Origin of the sequence: Facklamia sp. P12950, assembly GCF_050409465.1 — a bacterium.
Taxonomy (GTDB): Bacteria; Bacillota; Bacilli; order Lactobacillales; family Aerococcaceae; genus Facklamia.
Genome location: NZ_JBNUPK010000004.1, coordinates 35,509 through 54,347, shown reverse-complemented (window position 1 = coordinate 54,347; position 18,839 = coordinate 35,509). Strand labels below are relative to the sequence as shown.

General features: G+C 35.6%; 19 protein-coding genes, 1 riboswitch and 1 other annotated feature. Of the genes, 2 read left to right on the top strand and 17 right to left on the bottom strand.

What is annotated here, in order from left to right; all coding sequences use genetic code 11:
- Positions 1 to 49: 49 nt before the first annotated feature.
- From ACQV2Q_RS04645 to ACQV2Q_RS04630, 4 genes are all read right to left on the bottom strand, one after another.
- On the bottom strand, positions 50 to 775 hold the full coding sequence (locus ACQV2Q_RS04645; RefSeq protein WP_428874341.1) for a pseudouridine synthase: 726 nt from the start codon (positions 773 to 775) through the stop codon (positions 50 to 52).
- Positions 772 to 4,134, bottom strand: coding sequence for a polysaccharide biosynthesis C-terminal domain-containing protein (locus tag ACQV2Q_RS04640; RefSeq protein ID WP_428882069.1), 3,363 nt, complete (start codon positions 4,132 to 4,134; stop codon positions 772 to 774). Before ACQV2Q_RS04640 ends, ACQV2Q_RS04645 begins: the two co-directional genes overlap by 4 nt.
- A gap of 78 nt (positions 4,135 to 4,212) precedes the next feature.
- Positions 4,213 to 6,633, bottom strand: a complete 2,421-nt coding sequence (gene leuS / locus ACQV2Q_RS04635) for a leucine--tRNA ligase (RefSeq protein WP_428874339.1) — start codon at positions 6,631 to 6,633, stop codon at positions 4,213 to 4,215.
- 67 nt (positions 6,634 to 6,700) lie between these two features.
- Positions 6,701 to 6,914: a binding site (T-box leader), on the bottom strand.
- Positions 6,913 to 8,622 (bottom strand): LysM peptidoglycan-binding domain-containing protein, encoded by a 1,710-nt coding sequence (locus ACQV2Q_RS04630; protein WP_428882066.1) that lies wholly within the window; start codon positions 8,620 to 8,622, stop codon positions 6,913 to 6,915. (Overlaps the previous feature by 2 nt.)
- A 443-nt stretch (positions 8,623 to 9,065) precedes the next feature.
- On the opposite strand from ACQV2Q_RS04630, the gene ACQV2Q_RS04625 reads away from it, so the two are divergent.
- Positions 9,066 to 9,245: a hypothetical protein gene (locus ACQV2Q_RS04625; RefSeq protein ID WP_428882064.1), complete on the top strand. Its 180-nt coding sequence runs from the start codon at positions 9,066 to 9,068 to the stop codon at positions 9,243 to 9,245.
- On the top strand, positions 9,245 to 9,814 hold the full coding sequence (locus ACQV2Q_RS04620) for a tRNA (mnm(5)s(2)U34)-methyltransferase (RefSeq protein WP_428874335.1): 570 nt from the start codon (positions 9,245 to 9,247) through the stop codon (positions 9,812 to 9,814). The genes ACQV2Q_RS04625 and ACQV2Q_RS04620 overlap by 1 nt, the downstream gene beginning before the upstream one ends.
- Positions 9,815 to 9,883: 69 nt before the next feature.
- Here ACQV2Q_RS04620 and ACQV2Q_RS04615 read toward each other — a convergent pair whose 3' ends face one another.
- The 13 genes from ACQV2Q_RS04615 to ACQV2Q_RS04555 form a co-directional block, all read right to left on the bottom strand.
- Positions 9,884 to 11,056, bottom strand: a complete 1,173-nt coding sequence (locus ACQV2Q_RS04615) for a MalY/PatB family protein (protein WP_428882063.1) — start codon at positions 11,054 to 11,056, stop codon at positions 9,884 to 9,886.
- A 165-nt stretch (positions 11,057 to 11,221) separates the two neighbouring features.
- A complete protein-coding gene (locus ACQV2Q_RS04610; protein WP_428874333.1) occupies positions 11,222 to 12,418 on the bottom strand; it encodes an FAD-dependent oxidoreductase in 1,197 nt (398 codons plus the stop codon).
- Between the two features lie 36 nt (positions 12,419 to 12,454).
- The gene (locus ACQV2Q_RS04605; RefSeq protein WP_428874331.1) at positions 12,455 to 12,580 is read right to left on the bottom strand and encodes an NADH peroxidase; all 126 of its coding nucleotides are present in this window, start codon (positions 12,578 to 12,580) and stop codon (positions 12,455 to 12,457) included.
- An 83-nt stretch (positions 12,581 to 12,663) separates the two neighbouring features.
- Positions 12,664 to 13,854, bottom strand: coding sequence for a methionine adenosyltransferase (gene metK / locus ACQV2Q_RS04600; RefSeq protein WP_428874329.1), 1,191 nt, complete (start codon positions 13,852 to 13,854; stop codon positions 12,664 to 12,666).
- Positions 13,852 to 13,944: riboswitch (SMK box riboswitch) on the bottom strand. Its footprint overlaps the gene before it by 3 nt.
- A gap of 143 nt (positions 13,945 to 14,087) precedes the next feature.
- Entirely contained in the window at positions 14,088 to 14,444 is a 357-nt protein-coding gene (locus ACQV2Q_RS04595; RefSeq protein ID WP_428875970.1) for a hypothetical protein, read from the bottom strand.
- Positions 14,445 to 14,535: 91 nt separating this feature from the next.
- On the bottom strand, positions 14,536 to 14,940 hold the full coding sequence (locus ACQV2Q_RS04590; RefSeq protein WP_428875969.1) for a HEPN domain-containing protein: 405 nt from the start codon (positions 14,938 to 14,940) through the stop codon (positions 14,536 to 14,538).
- Entirely contained in the window at positions 14,941 to 15,300 is a 360-nt protein-coding gene (locus ACQV2Q_RS04585) for a hypothetical protein (RefSeq protein WP_428875968.1), read from the bottom strand.
- Positions 15,301 to 15,310: 10 nt separating this feature from the next.
- A complete protein-coding gene (locus ACQV2Q_RS04580) occupies positions 15,311 to 15,706 on the bottom strand; it encodes a DUF6941 family protein (protein ID WP_428875967.1) in 396 nt (131 codons plus the stop codon).
- 229 nt (positions 15,707 to 15,935) lie between these two features.
- Positions 15,936 to 17,393, bottom strand: a complete 1,458-nt coding sequence (locus tag ACQV2Q_RS04575; RefSeq protein ID WP_428882062.1) for a glucosaminidase domain-containing protein — start codon at positions 17,391 to 17,393, stop codon at positions 15,936 to 15,938.
- A complete protein-coding gene (locus ACQV2Q_RS04570) occupies positions 17,386 to 17,703 on the bottom strand; it encodes a hypothetical protein (protein WP_428875965.1) in 318 nt (105 codons plus the stop codon). Before ACQV2Q_RS04570 ends, ACQV2Q_RS04575 begins: the two co-directional genes overlap by 8 nt.
- 2 nt (positions 17,704 to 17,705) lie before the next feature.
- Positions 17,706 to 17,993, bottom strand: coding sequence for a hypothetical protein (locus ACQV2Q_RS04565; RefSeq protein WP_428872910.1), 288 nt, complete (start codon positions 17,991 to 17,993; stop codon positions 17,706 to 17,708).
- Between the two features lie 56 nt (positions 17,994 to 18,049).
- Positions 18,050 to 18,643 carry a carbohydrate-binding protein gene (locus ACQV2Q_RS04560; protein WP_428875963.1) on the bottom strand — a complete coding sequence of 198 codons (594 nt, stop codon included), beginning with the start codon at positions 18,641 to 18,643 and terminating at the stop codon, positions 18,050 to 18,052.
- Positions 18,643 to 18,828: a hypothetical protein gene (locus ACQV2Q_RS04555; protein WP_428875962.1), complete on the bottom strand. Its 186-nt coding sequence runs from the start codon at positions 18,826 to 18,828 to the stop codon at positions 18,643 to 18,645. The genes ACQV2Q_RS04560 and ACQV2Q_RS04555 overlap by 1 nt, the downstream gene beginning before the upstream one ends.
- Positions 18,829 to 18,839 lie beyond the last annotated feature (11 nt).

The window sequence follows — 18,839 nt, the reverse complement described above, 5'->3', positions numbered from 1 at the left end:
TTTAAGTCTTTTTTTTAATAAGACTTCTTCTCTGAGAATAGCATTTTTACTATTCATAACCCAATGGCTTTAGAGCTTCTATTTCAGCTTGAGTTAATTGACGATAATCTCCAAGAGCTAAGTCATCTTCAAGCTGGAGAGGTCCCATTGATAAACGGTGAAGTTGAAGAACTTCCATCTGACAAGCTTGAAACATTCTTTTTACTTGGTGAAATTTACCCTCACTAATGGAAACGCGAATTTTAGATAGACTCTTTTCAAAATCTACTTCATCAATCCATAATTGAGCGGGTTTACTTATAAATTCTCCTAAATCCAAGCCTGCTTTAAACGCTGCTACCGTTTCTTTCGTAACATTTCCTTCAATTAAAGCTTGATAGGTTTTATAAACTTGTTTTTTTGGAGAAGTTAACTGATGAGCCATTTGACCATTATTGGTAATTAATAAGAGACCAGTGGTGTCAATATCTAGTCTCCCTACCGGAAAGAGATCAAAACGATAATCATCCGGATGTAGACAATCGATAACCGTATCATGGTGTCCGTCTTCAGTGGCAGAGATAACGCCTTGCGGTTTATTCAAGAGCCAATAGATGAACTTGTGGTAAATAATTTGTTGTCCATCTACTTCTATCAAGTCCTTGTTTTCGTCTACTTGAAAGTTTGCTTTTATAATTTGTTCACCATTGACTCGAACACTTCCTGTTGAAATTAAAGACTTGACTTCTTTTCTAGAGCCGAAATTCATATGACTTAATAATTTATCTAATCTCATCGGTGGATACTCAATTTCTTTTGTAAATCCGCACGGTAATCACCGATAATAATCGGCAACATACCGAATAGGGCCATAGTGCCGCTATAGATAAGAATGGCAATCAAAACGACTATAATGATTTGAACTAAAGTTAAGCCTCGTCCTACTGGATCCATCATCAGATTGATTAAACGATTCCAACCGTAAGTACCAATTGCCATAATGGTTGTCGCAATCACAATGCGCACAATATCACCTACAAAATAACGATCACGAATTTTGATTACACGCCAAATCTTCATCCACATTAAAACAGCAGCCACAGCAAAGCCAAAGAAGGTCGCCAGTAAAGCACCGTGAGCTTGGAATAACGCTACCATTGGAAATTGTAGAACAAGCTTAATTGCTAAACCTACCAGTAAATAAGTGATTGCAAACCGACGATAATCCATTGATTGAAGAATGGTTGCAAAAACAGTATATGCTCCTAATACAATAGCTGTAAATGATCCTGTCGTTAATAAACCCGGTCCTGCAGAAATACCTGCTGGATAGAAGAAAGGATAGACATTGTCAGCTATAATCGCCATTCCGATTGAGGCTGGCAGCATGATAAAGGTGAATAAAAGAACAATATTTTTGATTAATTCACTGGTTTTATTAATATTTCCTTCAGCGTACTTACTTGAAACAGCTGGGATTGATGAAGCCGCAATAGCTACAGCAAATGAAACAATAATCATCACTAATTTATTAACATCTAAGCTCATCGCTCCAAATAATTCAGCAATTTCTGAATTTAATAACACACTGGTACGAACAAGGATTTGTTTAAAGGTATAGGTATCAATATTTTGTGCAAAAATTATACCTGAGCCAAGCAAGATGAAAGGAATCGAATCACGTAGCATAATTTTTAGGCTATCCATGAAATCGATATCCATCTTATTTAAGGATGTCTCTTTAATACTTTTCATTTTTCGATTATGAATAATATAAGCACCAACCAAGAAGAGCAAGGCAATTAAGGCTCCAACAAAGGCTGCAAAAGTTGAATGAGCAACCGCGTCTGTAATCGATCCCTCGTAAACCATCATAATCAGGTAAGTAGCACCTAAGATATAAAGAACTCGCATAATTTGTTCCAGAACCTCAGAAAGGGCTAGCGGTATCATTTGACTATAACCTTGGAAATATCCTTTAAATAGGCTTAAAGTAGGTAAAATCAAGAGAGCCGGTGCTAATGAACGAACGACAATGATTGCCGCTTCTTGGTTATCTGTTGGTGAATTAGCTACTAATACAGGTGCGATTAAATAAAAGATTGCAGCAATTAAGATACCTGAGAAGGCCATAATTCCCAGTGAATATTTAAAGAGCTTGTCGACCACTTTAAATTCTTTCTTAGTGCTGTAAAAGGCTATCTGCTTAGCAACCGCCGCAGGAAAACCAGCTACTGCAATTGATAAGAAAAATACGTATGGATTATATCCAACAGCATAAAGAGAGTTTGCTTGAGAATATTCTGCCCCTAGCCAAGCTGCCCATGGAATAATATATAAAGCCCCAATAATTCGGGATAGTATTTGTCCCATTGACAACCAAGCAGCACCAACAACAAATTTAGATTTATCTTCAGAATGGCCTTGTTCACTCAGTTCTTGCTGAGCTTTTTCTGCTTCAAAAAGATTAGCATCTAAGGTGTCTTCAAGAAGGACATCCGTTAAAATTGGCGCTTCGTAATAAGAAGTTTTTTGCGAAATTTCTTCTGCAATGGACTCTTCTTCAGATAAATTATCCCTATCCTTGGGTTTTTCTTCTTCATTTATTGACTCTTGGTCATCATTATTAATGATTGCAGCTTGTTCATTTTCATCAGAAGATTCCTGTTCAAGAATCGCATCTAAAGGCGCTTGTTTTTCAGTTGGTGTCTCTTTTTCTCCTTCAACTTCACTGTCTTTATCATCATGATTTTGAACCGTTTGTAGCATTTGACTGGTTGACTGCTTGGTTTTCTCTAACAGCTTTGTAGAATTAGCTGCAATTTTAGCCCAGGCATTGCGTGAATTGACTTTAACCTTATCTAATAAATTAGATCCTTTTTTAGGAGTTATTTGCTCTTGTTTATAATGATCTTCAGGCAAGATGTCCCATGCTAAAGCTTCTATTTCTTCATCATTATACATTTGAGTTTGCGATGACTTTTGCGATTCTAAATCTTTTTCATCAGAAGAACTTTCATTGGTCTTGGAATTGAAATTAACTTTAGAAAAAGCAGGTTCGACAGAGGAAGAATTCTGCTCTTCTTGAGATTGACGATTGTTACTATCTTGAGTCTTTTCTTGCGATAAAGATTGTGACTCAAACTCCTTATCTTCCCTCCCTTCGTCTATATTTTCAGCTTGTGAACTTTCTGCCGATTCCCCATCAGTCAATGCTTCCTCAAGAGAATTTGAACTACTCTTTAAACTTGAATTAGGAGTTTGAGAGAGACTTTCAGTTTCAGCTTGACTATTATCCTCAATATCTTCAGCTGGATGGCTATTATTAATTACGTCCAATTCGTTAAGAGACTCTTGTTCTAGACTAACTGCTTCCTCACTCGCTAAAGAATTATCAATCAATGCTTCGTCTGAATCATAGGATTCAACTTCAAAAGTATTGGTGTTGAGAGACTCATGCACAACTTCTTCATCTTCTCGTTCTTCAGAAGTAAGGGGTTCAAATTCATCACGCGTTGAAAAAACTATCTGGAAAACTCTTTGAAAGAATCCAGGTCTAACATTAGCAGCTCGCTTGTTTCGATGCTCTTTTCTTAGGCTTTCCTCAATCGATCGATACTGGAAGGGGTTCTCATTTTCATTTCCATGACCATCTTGTTTTTCAAAATCATGACGAGTAAAAAGATCTGGTTCTATTTCTAATTCCAGTGTTTCCTTAAGATGATTAGCTGGATCTTTCATAATTTCAACTTTTTGAGTTAACTGTGAGAATTCCCTTTCTTTATCAGTATCCTCAATTGAACTTAGAGAACTAACTTCAATTTGATTGTCTGCGATTTCTTCCTCGGCTTCAATTACTTCCTCTGAATTATCTTCAAATTGCTCAAGTAATTCTCCTGCTTGTTCTTCAGTAGGTTGATTGTTAATGGCTGACTCTTTTTCATTTTCTGTCAATTGATGATCTACTAAATTTTCGATCGGTTGATTTGTATTAGGATCAGCTTTTATCTCTCGGTCAAAATAATCTGAATCCATTGGCCGAGGATTAGGATGTCTCAGTTTTTCGAGATCTTCTTCTGTAAATTCTAGTGTATCAAAACGGTCGTAATCATTTTTAAATCCCTGATTTTTATCATCAAATTGATTATCAGACACTTACTACACCCCTTTTATTGATATTTCGTCTCTAATATAACATGTATCTATATCAAGAACGATTTCTTAGCACTTTAACTAGTTAGCCACTATGTTAACCAAACGGTTAGGAATAGCAATGATTTTACGAACTGTTTTACCATCCAACTCTTTTTTTATGCTTGCTTCTGCAAGAGCTAACTCTTCCATAGCCTCTTTTTCTAAATCCAAAGCTATATCGAGTTTTGCTTTAACTTTACCGTTAATTTGGATGACAATTTCAACAACTTCATCTTTAATGAGTGACTCATCATATTCTGGCCAGCTTGCTTCTGATAATGATTCAGAGTGCCCTAATTTTTGCCACAACTCTTCCATTAAGTGCGGTGCAATTGGAGCTAACAACTGAACAAAGCCTTTGGCATATTTCTTAGGCAATACATCGACGCTTCTAGCTTCATTTAAGAAAATCATTAGTTGAGAAATAGCTGTATTAAAATGTAACTGCTCAAAATCTTCTGTCACTTTTTTGACTGTTTGATGGTAAATCTTAGTCAATTGATCATCTTCAGACTCTTGAATAGCTGAACTTATTTGACCCGTCGTTTCCTCAATAAATAAACGCCATACGCGATCCAAGAAACGTCTTGAACCTTCCAAGCCATTTTCTGACCAAGCGATCGATGCGTCTAAGGGGCCCATGAACATTTCATATACTCTCAATGTATCTGCGCCATATTCATTAACTACATCGTCTGGATTAACCACATTTCCCTTCGATTTAGACATTTTTTCATTGTTTTCACCCAAAATCATTCCTTGATTGTAGAGTTTTTGGAAAGGTTCTTTAGTAGGAACGACCCCCAAATCATAAAGAAACTTATGCCAAAAACGGGCATAAAGAAGATGTAAAACAGCATGTTCCGCTCCACCTATATAGAGATCGACATTTTGCCATTTGTTTAATGCCTTTTCAGAAGCAATCGCTTCAGTATTATTTGGATCCATGTAACGTAAAAAATACCAGGAAGAACCTGCCCATTGTGGCATAGTATTTGTTTCTCTTCGGCCCTTCATGCCTGTTTTGGGATCTTCAACTTCCAGCCAATCTTTAACATTGGCTAATGGAGATTCGCCTGTTCCAGAAGGTTTAATGCGGTCTGTCTTAGGTAAAAGTAAAGGTAGTTCTTCTTCAGCAATCGCTGTGCTTGTACCATCTTCCCAATGTATAACTGGAATAGGCTCTCCCCAATATCTTTGTCTAGAGAAGACCCAGTCTCTTAAGCGGAAGTTAACTTTTCTTTGTCCTTTAGCATTAGCTTCTAACCACTCAATCATTTTTTGATTGGCTGCTTCTATGTTCAAACCATCTAAAAATTCAGAATTAATATGCATTCCATCTTCTACATATGCCTCATTTTGAATTCCTTCTTCGGATTTAATCACTTCATATCTTGGTAAATCATATTTTTGTGAGAACTCATAGTCTCTTTGATCATGAGCTGGGACCGCCATGACCGCACCTGTTCCATAAGAAGCCAATACATAGTCTGCAATCCAAATAGGTATCTCTTTAGCTGTTACAGGATGGATGGCGTATGAGCCAGTGAATACACCCGTTTTATCTTTAGCAAGTTCAGTACGGTCTAAATCCGTTTTAATCGAAGCAGCAGCAATATAGCTTTCTATTTCTGTCTTTTGTTCTGGACTCGTTAAGTCTTTAACGAGCTCGTGCTCTGGTGCTAAAACGATATAAGACAAACCAAACAAAGTGTCTGGACGGGTAGTATAAGTTGTAATGATTGAAGGACTATCTTTTACTTCAAAATCAATTAAAGCTCCCTCAGAACGGCCTATCCAATTGCGTTGCATCTCTTTAACTGAATCCGGCCAATCCAAATCTTCTAAATCATCAAGTAAACGCTGGGCATAGGCTGTAATTTTTAATACCCATTGCTTCATTGGACGACGGACTACAGGGTAACCGCCACGTTCTGACACACCATCTACAATTTCTTCGTTAGCTAATACTGTTCCTAAAGCTTCACACCAATTAACGGTAACATCCGCTTGATAAGCCAATCCTTTTTCATAAAGTTTGGTAAAAATCCATTGAGTCCATTTGTAATAGGATGGATCGGTAGTAGCAAATTCTCGCTCCCAGTCATAAGAGAAGCCTAGAGATTTGATTTGACGTTTAAAGTTGGCGATGTTTTTTGCTGTAAAATCTGCTGGATCGTTACCAGTATCTAAGGCATATTGTTCAGCTGGTAAACCAAAAGCATCCCACCCCATTGGATGAAGAACATCATAACCTTGTGCTCTTTTCATTCTGGCCATAATATCAGTAGCAGTGTAACCTTCTGGATGACCTACGTGTAGTCCTTGACCTGAAGGGTATGGAAACATGTCTAATACATAATATTTTTCTCGGTCTGCTCTATCCTTAGTTTTAAAAGTTTCATTTTTATCCCAATAATCTTGCCACTTTTTCTCAATTACTCGATGCTGATATGTCATATTCTTTTCCTCCAATTATCTAATCTTTTATACAAAAAAGCCCTATGAAATCATCTCAAAGACAACTTCATAGGGCGCAATCGCGCGGTACCACCTATTATTTCATTAGCTGAGAGCTAATGCTCTATGCTTTAACGCAGCAAACGTCTCAAGTTAACACTTTACGCTTAGCTCGAGCATTAAAAGGAAGAGTTCAAAAGCTTTTCAACACTTACTTTCACCAAATGTAAGTTCTCTTTAGATGATCCACAATTTACTAGGTCCTACATTTTTAAATTTTTAAAAATTAATAATTTGTCCGATATAAATGGTTGTTCCACCATTTTTTTCAATCAGATCATTAACATCTAAGCCATTACGACGTGCAATCGCATATAAAGTATCATTAGCCTTTACAACATAAGAACCCGTTGAAACTACTTCATTAGTGCTTTCATTTGATTCTTCATTAATTGTTTGACTTAAGTTAACCGTTTCAGACTTTAATGGAGTAGAAACAGTTACTGAAGATTCGATTGAAACGTCATCTTGCTTAATAACTTCTACTTTAGTTTCTAACTTCGTTGCTTGACGAGCTAGGGCTTGACTTGATGAAGTTTTAGTGGAAATATTTAATTTTTGGCCTGGAATAATTAGACTGTTAACTTGTAGATTGTTTGCTTCTAATAAGCTAGCTAATGTTATTCCATGGCGATTTGCAATGGCCCATAAAGAGTCACCTGCTTTTACTATATAATCCCCACTTGTATTTTGTTTAATTTCTTGAGTTTTATCTGTAACTACTAGATTTTCTTTTGGCGTAGATACTGGCTTTTTATTAACAAGATGAGAAGACGCTTCACCCATATTGCTTCCAGGAATTATCAATTTTTGATTGGGATGGATAACAGTATTTAAGTGAATGCCGTTAGCTAATAATAAGTCGTTAATACGCACACCATACTTTTTCGCAATAGCATATAAAGAATCGCCCGCTTTAATAGTGTAAAGCCCTTTAGTTGTTGAGCTTACAGTGTTCTTATCAACAGGTTCATTCGTATTTTCAACCGGCTTGCTTGCAGAAGGCTTGCTGATAGATAATTTATTTACTTGACTAGTAACTTGAGTTTGACCAGGTATCCTTAAAACTTGATTGGGATGGATAACTGATTGAATCGTCATTCCATTAACTTTTATTAAGTCATCAACATTTACGCCTAATTTCTTGGCTATTTTATAAAATCCGTCACCCGGCTGGACTTTATAGCTTCCATTGGTTGAAACGATTTCACTTGAAACAGTTTCGTCTACAATGCTTGTTTCTGGTGATGTAGTAGGTTTAATTGTAGTGGACTGATTGGGGCCATCAAATTGATCCAATTGATATTGGCTAATTATTTGGTTTAATTTTCCGCCATAGCGTGTATCTGTTGCATAACGTCCAGTTAAATGTTCTGTTGCCTCTTGATACGAAGTTGTATTGGATTTTAAAGCTCCTTGATAATAGCTTTTTCTCCAAGCAGATCCTTCACCAGTTAATACTCTAGCATAATCCAATAATGAATCAGCATAAGAATCATACTTTCTAAAGTTATCTTTAATTTGATAATAAGATCCTGTCCCATCATCTTCTAGAGTATCCATTTCCACTTTTTTATCCTTTTTTCCTGCCTTGACTCCAAACAGATTATAGTTAGGTGCTTGAGCAAGTGTTGAACTTCCCCAGCCGGACTCTAACGCTGCTTGGGCTATCATAACAGAAGCATATAAATCATTTTTAGCAGCAATTTCTTTCGCAGATTGCCCGATACTATTGATAAATTCTTGTGGAGAGAATTTCTTTTGAGATTTCTGAGCATGAACAATGGCATTTTCAGATTGAACTTGTGTTAACACACTTGTTGACAGTAACATTACACCAACATTAATATTGGTGAAAATTTTCTTAAATAGTTTGCGTCTTTGGATTTTTTCTTGCTGACGCATTCTCCGATTTCGCTGTTGAATCATCCTTCAGCCTCCAAATTAAATAAATTTCCATACGGATACATACTGTATTATATGCCATCTCTAATAAAAAATGTTCCTTTATCGTTACTTTTATTGGATTTTTAACATAAGTAACATAAATGAAATATATCAATATTGGTTTGACTACTTTTAATTAAATACATTAGCGAGTATAGTATGAATAAATGGCCACAATATAGAGGAGCGATTTTTTTGAAGTCCTATTTAAAACATATACTCATCCTTTCATTTGTTCTTCTGTCAGGATGTTCTTTCTTAAATGAAAAAAACTTGAAAATCACTGTTGGCAAGTTACTTTAAATGATTCACTTATTTATCAAGTAGATTTTCAAGATGAGCTTGTTCACTTTCAACTGAATGAAGATAATTTCCTAGAACAAGCCGAACAAGAGTTGGATTTATCTCTACAAGAAACAAGGGATTTGCTGATTGATAAAAAAGAGGAGTTAAATTTTACAGCGCGTTATTATTTAGAAGGAAACTATTTAAATCTTATTCAATCAGCGCACCAAGCAAAGCAATATGAAATAAAGTTTAAGGGTACGACTACCATACTCACTTCCTCAGATGGCAGTCAACTTTTATTAGAAAGAGTGGAATAATGAAGAATGCCTTACAGTCTAGTCATGATGCTTTAGGAAAATTAATTGAAAAATTCCCTGCTGGAAATTATATTGACGCTACTCTCGGAAAAGGAAATGACAGTTTTTTTATATTAAGCCACCCGGCTTTTTCTGGAAAACTTTTTGCTTTCGATATTCAAGTTCAAGCACTGGAAATAGCTCAACAAAAGCTAAAAATCTTTTCATCCGATTCTTTCCAACTTTTTAACAATGGACACCAGCATTTTGATCAAGTTCTCAGTTTTTCAACCTTAGCTAAAGTTCATGGAGCTATTTTTAATTTAGGCTATTTACCTGGAGCCAGCCATCAAATCACTACTAAAGCTTCCACAACCTTAAAAGCACTCAATCAAATTGCTCAGCGCTTAGTTTCAAAAGGGAAAATATTTATTGTTGTTTATTCAGGACATAAAGAGGGAGCGATTGAAAAAGAAGAATTAATAAAACACTTAACGCTATGGTCGCAAGATCAGTTTACAATCTCTATTCTTGATTTTTTAAATCAAAGAAATCACCCTCCTCTTTTAATTACTATCGAAAAGAAATAAAGAAGCAATCATGAATGACTGCTTCTTTGTTTTATCTTTATTAGTTTAATTTCAATTTAAGCTTATAATCTATCTGCTCTTAATGGCTTCAATAAACCGTTCGATACTCTCTTTGACTATTTCCTTAGGTAGGGCTAAATGAATACGAATAAAACCTTCACCACAAGAGCCAAACATCACACCATTATTGATATAAACATGATGTGCTTCTAACAGCCTAATAATTTCCTCACATTCCATATTTAATGGAGTTAAATCCAACCATAATAAATAGGAAGCCTCCATTGGTGTTACTACAATTTCAGGCAGCTGATCTTCAATCATCGCTTTTGCCATTTGATAATTTTCTTCGATTAATTCTACTAATGCTTCTTTCCAATCTAAACAATCATTATAGGCATGTTTACAGGCATAAAGACCTAAGACTGGAACAGAAAGCAAATTCATTTTTTCAGCTGTTTCGATATATCGTTGACGCCATTCAGGATTCACGATAAAGATATTTGATGTCTGTAAACCCGCTAAGTTAAACGTTTTAGAAGGCGCAGTAGCCACGACTACACGCTGTGCAATATCGTCAGATAAATTAGCAAAGACATTATGTTTGAAATTTTTGTGGGCTAGATCAAAATGAATTTCGTCTGAAAATAGATATAGGTCATTTTCCTTACAAATTTTAGCAACTTTTTCCAGTTCTTCTTTCTTCCATACACGCCCGACTGGATTGTGAGGGCTACAGAAAATCATTGCTTTAGCCTCTTTTGCTGCTGCTTCTAATGCTTCAAAATCTATGGTGTAGTATCCTTCATTATTAATTAACTCAACATTAATCTTCTTACGCTCATTATTTTCAATAGCTGCCGTAAAAGGTCCATAAACAGGCTCTAAAATAATGATACCATCGCCTTTTTGTGTAAAAGCATTAACGAAAACATTAATTGCTGGAACAACTCCAGGTGCGGTAACCATCCACTCTTCTTTAACATCCCATTGATGCTGGTCTTTCATCCATTTCTTAACGGCTTCATAATAGGCTTGATTCGGTACGGTGTAGCCTAAGACAAGTTCGTCCAAATCTTTTTTTAAGCCTTCAATGATACCGGGTGCCATTGGGAAGTCTAAATCTGCTACTGAAAGCGGAGCGATCCCCTCAGGAATATTCTTATTAGACTCTCTCATTAATAACCATTTTTTAGAACCTTGCTGTGTGCGATCGACACACGTTTTAAAATCATAAGCCATGTGATTGCCTCCTAGATATACTAAATTTCAATCTCTGTACTCCTATCTTACACAAATTAAACGCTTTCTTCAACGGCTTCTTAAATTATAAGAGAAATATTAAAGAAATTTAATTTAAAATAAAAACTAGCCCATTTTAGCATGGACTAGTTTTTTTAATGATTATTAGAACAGTAATTTATCTGCTCCCCCAACAGTATTACCTAAGGCTTCAATCGCTAAGACATTTAAATAATGCCATGGACGGTCATAGTTAGGTTGGAAGAAGAAGTCTAACAACGCTAGTTGCTCAAGCGTATATTTGGCATTAATGACTGTTGAAAGCACATTAATTGAATCGGCTACATCAAATTTAGAAACTAGCTGTCCACCTAAAATGATATGGCTATCTTCATCATAGAAAATCATCATATGAACAGTGCCTGGTTTACGCATGAAATCAGGATAAACTTTTTCTTCTACATATTTCCAAGCTACTTTACCTTCATATAAATCTTTATTGACCATTGATAAGCCAGTTGAAGCAATCGTATAGTCAAAATATCTCAAGGCAGAAGTTCCAGATACACTAGGCATCTTGAATTGAGTTCCTGAGGCGTTAAGAGCGGCTACGATTCCTTGTCTTCTCGCTAAGGTAGCAAGACCAATATTTGTCTTATCAGCCGTTGGTGCAAAAGGAATATAAGTTGCATCTCCACCAGCGTATACGTCTTTTGCGGATGTTTCTAGGTATTCGTTTGTTTGAATAAAGCCATGATCATCCATTTCAAGAGTGCCTTTCAACCAGTCAGTTGCTGGCTTAACACCTACAGCTACTACAACTGTATCAGCAGGATATTCACCCTTATCGGTCACAACAGCTTTGACTTTATTGCCTTCTCCTAATAGTTTTTTAACAGCTTCTCCACCCTTAAAGTGTAAGCCTTTATCAGCACCGTGCGCTTCTAGTAATTTTGAAATGTTCTCATCTAAATAAGCAGGCAAAATACGATCTTCCATATCAATAACTGTAACATCTATACCCGCTTCTGCATATGCCGTTGCCACTTCCACTCCGATATAACCAGAACCAATCACTACTAAGTGGTTAGTTTCTTTCATACGATCGTATACTACTTGCGTATCTTCTGGTCCTCTAAAAGTGTGAACATTTTCTAAATCATATCCTTCAAACTGAGGAAGTGGTGCAAACCCACCTGGACTCAATAGTAACTTATCATAAGACTCTTGATGCTCTCCTTCTTCTGTCTTAACCGTTACTGTTTTTTCTTCTGGGTTGACTCCTATTACTTGGCTGGCAGGATGCATGATAATACCTTGTTCACTATAGGAGGCGTTATTGGCAAAATGTAACTCTGACAACTCTTTAGATATACCTTCCAGGTATGATTGAGAACCTCACCCCATGAAGGATGACTCTTCTCCCGCCTCAAATAAATGAATTTCAGCGTCTGGGTCACGCTTTAATAAAGTCTGAACCGACTCATAACCAAAGTGTGATGTTCCAACTACAACATACTTCATTCTAATCCCTCCGAATTGTTATTTATAATTATTCTAACTAAGCATATATTACTAAAAATAATAGATAAGTACAACCTAATAGCTTACATTAGTAAAGACTTTAGTTCTTCAACCTTATCTGTACGTTCCCAAGTGAATCCAACTTCTTCTCTGCCAAAATGGCCATAGGCTGCTGTTTTGGCGAAAACTGGCTTCCTCAAATCCAACATATCAATAATTCCCTTAGGTGTAAGTTTAAAAACCTGACGAATGGCCCGAACAATTTCAGCATCTGAATGATCGGAGCTTTCAAAGGTATTCACACTAACAGATACTGGTTGAGCCACTCCAATCGCATAAGCAATTTGAATTTCTATTTTTTTTGCAATTCCTGCAGCCACTATATTCTTAGCAATATAGCGTGCAGCATAGGAGGCTGATCGGTCCACTTTGGTTGCGTCCTTTCCTGAAAATGCGCCTCCTCCATGACGAGCATACCCTCCATATGTATCCACTATAATTTTGCGTCCGGTGAGGCCTGCATCTCCTTTTGGACCGCCTATAATGAAACGTCCTGTGGGGTTAATATAAATCTTAGTTTCTTCATCCAATAATTCGTTTGGAATAGTTGGTTTAATAACAAGGTCTAAAATAGCTCCTCTAAGCTCTTCTAATGACACTTCCTCGCTATGCTGAGTTGAAACGACTATTGCCTCTAATCTAACGGGTTGATCTTGTTCGTCGTATTCTACAGTTACCTGAGCCTTACCGTCCGGTCTTAAATAGTCCAACTGTCCAGATTTTCTTACTTCAGTCAGTCTACGTGTTAATTTGTGCGCCAAAGAAATCGGTAAAGGCATCAATTCTGGCGTCTCATCACAAGCATAACCAAACATCAATCCCTGGTCACCCGCTCCTATTTCTTGTACATTTTCTTGGTTTTCTCTTGTTTCAATAGCTGAATCAACCCCCATAGCTATATCAGCTGATTGTTCATCTAAAGAAACAATAATGGCTAAGTTTTCGGCGTCGAAACCAAATTTGCCACGATTATAACCAATTTCATCAACCTTCTGTCTAACAATTTTTTGAATATCCACATAGGCACTCGTAGTAACTTCTCCTAACACCATAACTAAGCCAGTGTTAACAGCTGTTTCACAGGCTACTCTGGCCATCGGATCCTGTTTCAAGATGGCATCCAAAATTGAATCAGAAATTTGATCTGCAATCTTGTCTGGATGTCCCTCTGTAACTGACTCTGATGTAAATAATCTTTTCTCTAAAGCTTTCATTTATCTTCCCCCATTTTTTATATTGGTTACAAGGCAAATTCACAATCGATGAATCGTGAACCCTATCGGGAACTTTTGGTTGTAACGTTGTAAATTATATCATTCAAAACATACACAAGTAAACATGCGTTTATATCAAGCTTTATTTAAGTTCTCTTTCGCTTAAAAACATACAAAAATATACACTACTATATACTTTTGACCCCTTTTTTGCCCCTTTTTTTAAAGGGGTTTTATTCTTCATAATCAACCCTAATCAAATCGTCCATTTCAATGAAGAAATATGCCTCTTCGGCCTTTACACCTATCTTATCAAAATCTAAAACATCAATGATTCCCTCAATAAAAGTAGTTTTCTTTTTGGAATCTATGTAGGTAAATCTAACTTCTAGTTTTTGAATGTAAGCTTGGTTTAATAACATCAACTTTTCTTGCGGGTTTTGTCTTTTATAAACACGTTCGTGAACATCGTAATTATTTTTTAAGGCTGCGGTATGTTCTGAAAGGAAAAATCCCATCCATTTAGCCATCTTGCGGTCTTGATATTCTCGCGCTGATTTCGATTTTAAATAAGAACGGTCTACACTCATATCATCACTTCTTTTTTGTTTAGATTATACGAACAAGCGTTCTTATTGTAAAGAATTTTAAATTAAAAAAGGATAACTATAAATAGTTACCCTATAATTTATTTAATGTATTAAATGTTTTTTCACATGTTTTAATTATTCTATCAACGGGATCTCTGCTGAATAAATTACTATTACCATCTTCATAATCAGCTTTTTTTCTATATTCTTTTAATTTTCTCATGGTTCTCATTATTTCGTTTTTATCGGGTAAATCTTCATATTTATTTAAGCAATCAATAATTTCAGTGTGACTACCTAATCCACCTTTTACCGTTTCAAAACCCTTCAAATTATTTAACTGCCTTATTTTATTAAGACAAGCATAATATCCAGAATGTACAGCGATACGGTTTAGCCCTTCAATTTTACTTGGGGTTAATTGTTCTCCTTCAATGTCTTTATCTAGTTGATTAACTATTTTGCAGATTTCTAAGTTTGTTTCCCATATATACATTTACTCACCTACAGTAAATATAAGTTTTGAGTTCGTTCTATTCGCATGATCATTTAGTTCTTCTTCGATATCAAAAAGTTGATCAAATGAAAATTTATCAGAGTAAAAAGATACGTATGTGTAATTTGCATCATCCGCATATTTATTTAGTTTTATTGAAAAACCTTGCTTATCTACTACTTCTTTAATCAAATCATGAATTTTTGCTTTTTCGATTTCAACAAGATTAATGTCAGTATTGTTAAACGTTATATTTTCATTCACTTGCAATGTAACTTGTGGAGTGATTTGATTTATATAAGAAGGAGCAAACGGTAGAGTAGTTACAGCTACAGCACTTGCAGCTTGTTTCAATTTCATGTTAACCCTCCTAATCTAAATCAATATTTTTATTAAAAATCTCGAAACTATACGATGCAACCTTTTTCTCATTTATATATAGTTCGCATATGTGTGTACCATCATTTTTAATGATCACATCATCTGCATTAATGTTTAACTGCAAAACTCCTCGTTCGCCAATATTCGATGAGTTTAATGGACCGCTCGCTGATAAAATCTCTTTCTCTTTCTTATCAGTTATTGTGACTCTTGCCTCATAACTGCTCTCGATTTCAGATACAACTATTAATGAACAAACAGTAAAAGAAACAGTAGTAGGAAGAAAAGGTACTTGCATTTCAGCTATAGGGTTAATTAAATGTATACTTCCATCTTCTTCGTGAAATTGTTTTCTTGCAACTATAACTGTGCTGTTAACTATCATAATTAACCTCCTTCTCTAATTCATATTACCATAAATATTAGCCTTCTAGTTACGGAAATGCAACAGTTATTTTATGAAAACTATAAATAGCTTCTATACATAAAAATAACCCCACCTCCAATTAAGGAAGTGGGGAGTTTTTCTTTTGAGAATCTTTTGAATTTAATTTATTAGAGTCTTGAAAGCCACATAAAGTCCTATAACCGTTATGATGAAACCTATCAAACCTTTAAGCTTTTTTGATTTCATACAATACACCGTCTAGATAGAATTGACCGTCTTTTACTTCATAAAATTCTTTATCAACGTTCTTATCGATTTCAGCTTCAACACGGTCATCTTTATTGATTTCAGTATCTTCCACTTTGACCCAATCAGATTTAGCTTCTTTAATATGTTCTTCAAGAATCCAAGAATTAAAATCCTCAAGTAGATAAGCTACTTTTGAATGAGACACGTCTTTAATGTCCTTGACTTGCTTAATCTTGGCTTGCTTCCCAGTGACATCAATAGATGGTTTCATTTCCACCTCTTTTTGTGGATCGTACCATTTGCCGCCATTTTCAATGGTTACCATGTCACCTACTTTTAACTCTTTAAATGGCAATTTAGGGCTTGTATATCCCTTGACTTCAAAGGTTTCTAATCCTTTTGGATTATATCTAGAAGTTCCTCGTAAGGTATTAATGTGGTTAACAATCATCGACAAGTAAATTCCCCACGTAATACCTTCTTTACCTGCTCTAATTTGTGCTGGGCAGTTCTTTTTATTAGGGGCATAATCATAATGTTGTTTAATCATCAATAAGGGATCCCAATTCTTTAAATAGCAGTAGATAGCTGATAACTTAGCCATGTTGTCCATCGCTTTTTTATAATTTCCTCCACGGTTGATACACCCTTCAAAGGCAATAGTTCTCATATTTCCAGGACCCTTGCCGTCTGAGGCGTGCCAACATGAAACATCGTCTTCAAACGATTGGATAGCTTCTTTGTCGTCCACTTGCCAATGCCACGAAGCACCGTATACTCTTGATTGTAAGTTAGCGTGCATTTGAGCAGTAGCCCGAGGGTCAACATTGCCAGTGTTGTGAGTTGTTATACCATATTTATTATCATTCATTCGTCCAAAACAGTTTACTCTAGGTTTAACTGGGGCTAGTTGTTTCTTGATTTTAAGCCCTAGAATATCGGCACATTGTTGAAAAGTTAGCATCTTTTTATCCTCCTTATCATACTGCTTCAAATCATATTCATTGATTAAATTAATTAGTTTTGCTCCATAAGTTGAATCTGTCGCATACGTACCCGTTAAAGCTCTTGCCTGCTGTTCGGGTGTCTTGGCACTTAAAACATCTTTGTATGCGACGTTTTTGCGATAGTCTGTAGATGTAAAGAAACTTGCATGATCCTTTACTGACAACTCCCAAGAAGCATACTTCCTAAAATCCCCCGGAACTTTAATTAGTTTTCCAGTAACTTCTTCTTTGGTAATCTTTGTGTATAATTCTCCTGCCCAAGGATACGAAGCTTTAATTCCAAACAAGTTTTTACCATGAATGGCTAAATCAGATTGGCCAAAGTTAGACTCCAAGCAAGCTTGAGCTATTCGAACCGAATTAAAAACAGGACTGGAATATTTTTCAACCAGTCCTGCGATTTGCTCGATAAAATCTTTTCTATTCATTTGAGATCCCCTTAAATAAACTATTGACAAACTTGTTAGACCATTCGTAAATACCAGTTGACATGATCGCTGCTGCTAACCCAATGAAGGTGTATAACGTCCAATCTTGCCCTAAAATCCATGCAAAGATTATTGCCATTGTTTGACCGATTAATAAAGTGATCACACGTATAAGATTAGAACTCAAACGAGAATTCACATCAAAAGCTTTAATCAATTCTGTTAACGTTGCGATAATTACCGAGCAAATTAAAAGGACAGCAATTGCTGCCCCGTCTAAATTTGATAATGATTGTGAGATTTGATCCATTGTTAGTTCCTCCTATTAGAAATAATTTTGATACGTTCATCATGTTTTATAATGTCATCTTCATTTTTTCCGATACGGACTTCATGTTCTTTCAACTTTGCATGAATATTTAGGCGGTCTTTTTCCGACTGATCCATTCGCGAGTTCCAAATTTTCAGTTCGTATTTAATGTCTTTTAGTGTGTCATTTATGAGATTAACACCCTTATACGCACCAACAAACATTCCTGTAAGAACTGAAATAAGAAACCACCATTCTTTTATGAAATAAGCCATTTCCTTAACCCACATATGTTACTCCTCTCGATTTATTCTATTCACTTAATCACAACCACTAATTTTATCTACTATTCTACTTCTTCCTCTGTTGTTTCAGCATTTTCAAGGTCTTCGATTGGGACTTTATCCTTTATATTCAAAACTTCTTTGTAAAGTGATGGAGTGTCTTCTGGAAACCAATCGGATTGGGAAATGTGATTTTGCAATACTTCATACAATTTACCGTCAAACTTAAAGACATCCCCCTGATCATACTTTTTGCCAATTTCAAAGCCATCATAAGAATTAAAAATAATCTCTTTTTGTTCTTCGTTTAAATCTTTTGCAAAGACCACTGTCTTCATTATTACCTCAGACACAGATTTTACCTTATCCAAATAAGTTTTAATATCTTCTATCTCTTTTGTCTGATTTTTAATTTTCGTGTTCAAGTTTTCTATATCGTTTTCAGCCTTTTTTTCTTTGAAATTTTCTTCAAAGAAAACATCTAAGACACGTTTGACAACTTCATTGTCTTCTGAGTTCATGAAGTTCCCTTCAAGTTCTTTAGTAATTGTATCTATTCCCTTTGAATGTTTACATGTAATAGTCGCTATTGTTTTCTCGATTTCTTGCATATTGTCACTCTTAAAAACGGGATATTTAACCGATACTTCAAACATTACTTAACCTCCTTTTTATTTTTTGTTGCTGCTTCATTCAACTCTTCAGCTTCTTTATTTTGATAATTTTCTAAATTAAGACGTAAGACTTCATTATTCACTTTTAATATAGCGATTTGCCTTGTAAGATCTTCGATTACGTTGCTCACTGCTACATCTTTTATTGTTATTGTTTGTTCACTCATATTAAAATCCC